This window comes from Leptolyngbya sp. FACHB-36 (genome assembly GCF_014695955.1).
Lineage (GTDB): Bacteria > Cyanobacteriota > Cyanobacteriia > Leptolyngbyales > Leptolyngbyaceae > FACHB-36.
On the sequence record NZ_JACJPG010000425.1, the window covers coordinates 1 to 2,134 of the forward strand.

Annotated in this window: 2 protein-coding genes and 1 pseudogene; all 3 read left to right on the plus strand. The window is 54.2% G+C overall.

Going from position 1 to position 2,134, the window contains the following annotated elements; genetic code table 11:
* Positions 1 to 366: pseudogene (locus H6F43_RS11915) on the plus strand (arabinose efflux permease); the annotation flags it as partial.
* A 103-nt stretch (positions 367 to 469) separates the two neighbouring features.
* Positions 470 to 1,639, plus strand: coding sequence for a glycosyltransferase family 4 protein (locus H6F43_RS11920; RefSeq protein ID WP_190342977.1), 1,170 nt, complete (start codon positions 470 to 472; stop codon positions 1,637 to 1,639).
* A gap of 144 nt (positions 1,640 to 1,783) precedes the next feature.
* Positions 1,784 to 2,134 (plus strand): amidase family protein (locus tag H6F43_RS11925; protein WP_242025536.1); only part of this gene is annotated, 351 nt, incomplete at its 3' end.

The window sequence follows — 2,134 nt, forward strand, 5'->3', positions numbered from 1 at the left end:
TCTCACGCACGACTCGGACTGTACGGCTCGATCGGCATGGCATCCTCGCTGCTGGGACTGTCGATCTTTGCGGAACGGCTGGTGCCTGCACTGGTGCTGATTGCGCTTCTGGGCGCTTGTGCCGCGATCATTGGTATCCCGATGCAGACGGCAATTCAGGAAGAAACGCCGGAAGCAATGCGTGGTAAGGTCTTTGGCTTGCAGAATAACGCCATTAACATTGCCTTGAGTCTGCCGCTGGCACTAACGGGAGTTGCTGAAACGTTCCTGGGTGTGCATGTCGTCTTCCTAGGTCTTGCGGTGTTGGTCGTAGCAGGGAGTATCTTTACCTGGTATATTTCCCGTACAGGATCAATCGAGCCTTAATCGCTCTATCGTGATTTTGGTAGGCTGACCTTAATCCCAAATCGATTCCAGCACCGTGCGGAGTCGGCTTGGGCGTGGAAATATTGATGTTCGCGAGGTCTGGATGCATATTGCGTGGCTTGGAAAAAAATCGCCATTCTGTGGCAATGTCACCTACAGTCGAGAAGTCACGAATGCGTTGCTAGACCGAGACCACAGGGTTAGCTTTTTCCACTTCGCCCAAGAAGAAGCCGCTCCTGACAACTGGCCCGACTTTCAGGAAATTCCGATTCCGTTTCTCTACAAGTCGCAGATTTACACGCTGCCGTCGCTACGATCGCGCAAAGTGCTAGAGCAGGCGCTGCGGGCGTTGGTGCCACGACCCGATGTGGTTCATGCCTCACTGACGCTCTCACCGCTAGATTTTTATCTACCCGAAATTTGCCAGGAATTGAATCTACCGCTGGTGGCAACGTTCCATCCACCGTTTGATCGCAAGCTGCGGAACCTCACGTCCAGCACGCAATACCTGATGTACCAGCTTTATGCACCCTCGCTGGCGAAGTACGATCGCGTCATCGTGTTCTCACATCTTCAGCGTGAGGTGCTGATTCAGCTTGGTGTGCCTGCCTCCCGCTTAGCGGTTATTCCCAACGGGGTAGACATTGACAAGTACTCGCCGGGTCCATCCAGCTTAAAGACGGAATTGGGCGTCGATCGCGTATTTCTTTACCAGGGACGCATTTCTCCAGAAAAGAACGTGGAGTCGCTGCTGAAAGCCTGGAAGCAATCGCGCATGGGTGAGACAGCGAAGCTTGCGATCGTAGGAAATCATGGTCCCCTGGCTGCCTCACTGATTCCGTTCTATGGTCCAGAGCATGGCATTATCTGGTTTGGCTTCATTGCCAATGAGCGTCGTCGCATCGAAATCTTGCGCGGCTGCGATGTGTTTATTCTGCCTTCGCTAGTGGAGGGTCTCTCCCTGTCGCTGCTGGAGGCAATGGCGTGTGGGGTTGCCTGCGTTGCCACCGATGCCGGAGCAGACGGCGAAGTTTTAGAGCACGAAGCCGGGGTCATCCTGAAGACTCAGGGAGTAGCGACACAGTTAAAGACGCTGCTGCCCCAACTGCGGGACCACGCCGCCTGGACGGAGCTGCTGGGTCAGAACGCCCGCCGACGAGTGGAAGAGCGCTACACCCTCAGCGACAATATTTCTCAGCTCGAAGCGCTGTATACCGAAGTTGCAGCGGAAGTGGTACCAACGCCGCCGCTCTTCACGCGCAGGTACGCATAATCGCAGTCAGCGTGAGTAAGGCCTCAGATTCCAACCTGACAGATTCTCGTCTAACCTGGGAAACTCTAAAAACTTTAGGCAGTTCAGGGAGAAACTAGGCAGTCTTCGCTACAGTCACAGCAGTAGTTGCCTTGGATAAAGACGATGAACTCGGTCGATTTGGCATTTATGCCCGCTCTAGAACAAGCGCGGCTAATTCGCAGTAAGGACATCTCACCGCTAGAGCTAACTGAGCTTTACCTGCGGCGGATTGAGCAGTTGAATCCTCAGCTAGGTAGCTATGTAGCGATCGCCGCAGAACAGGCGATCGCGGATGCCAGAGCTAAAACTGAACGGCTGGCAGGTGATTCGTCAGAGCTACCGCTGTTTTTTGGCGTTCCCGTTTCAATCAAAGACTTGAATGCCGTTGCAGGGCTGCCTTGCGCTTACGGAGTCAGGTGGTTAAAGCAGCGAATTGCCACCGAGGACGATGGCGTTGTCACCCGCATTAAGCAA

Coding starts and splice junctions, on each gene's coding strand:
- H6F43_RS11920 (WP_190342977.1), top strand. CDS start 470: ATGCATATTGCGTGGCTTGGAAAAAAATCGCCATTCTGTGGCAATGTC.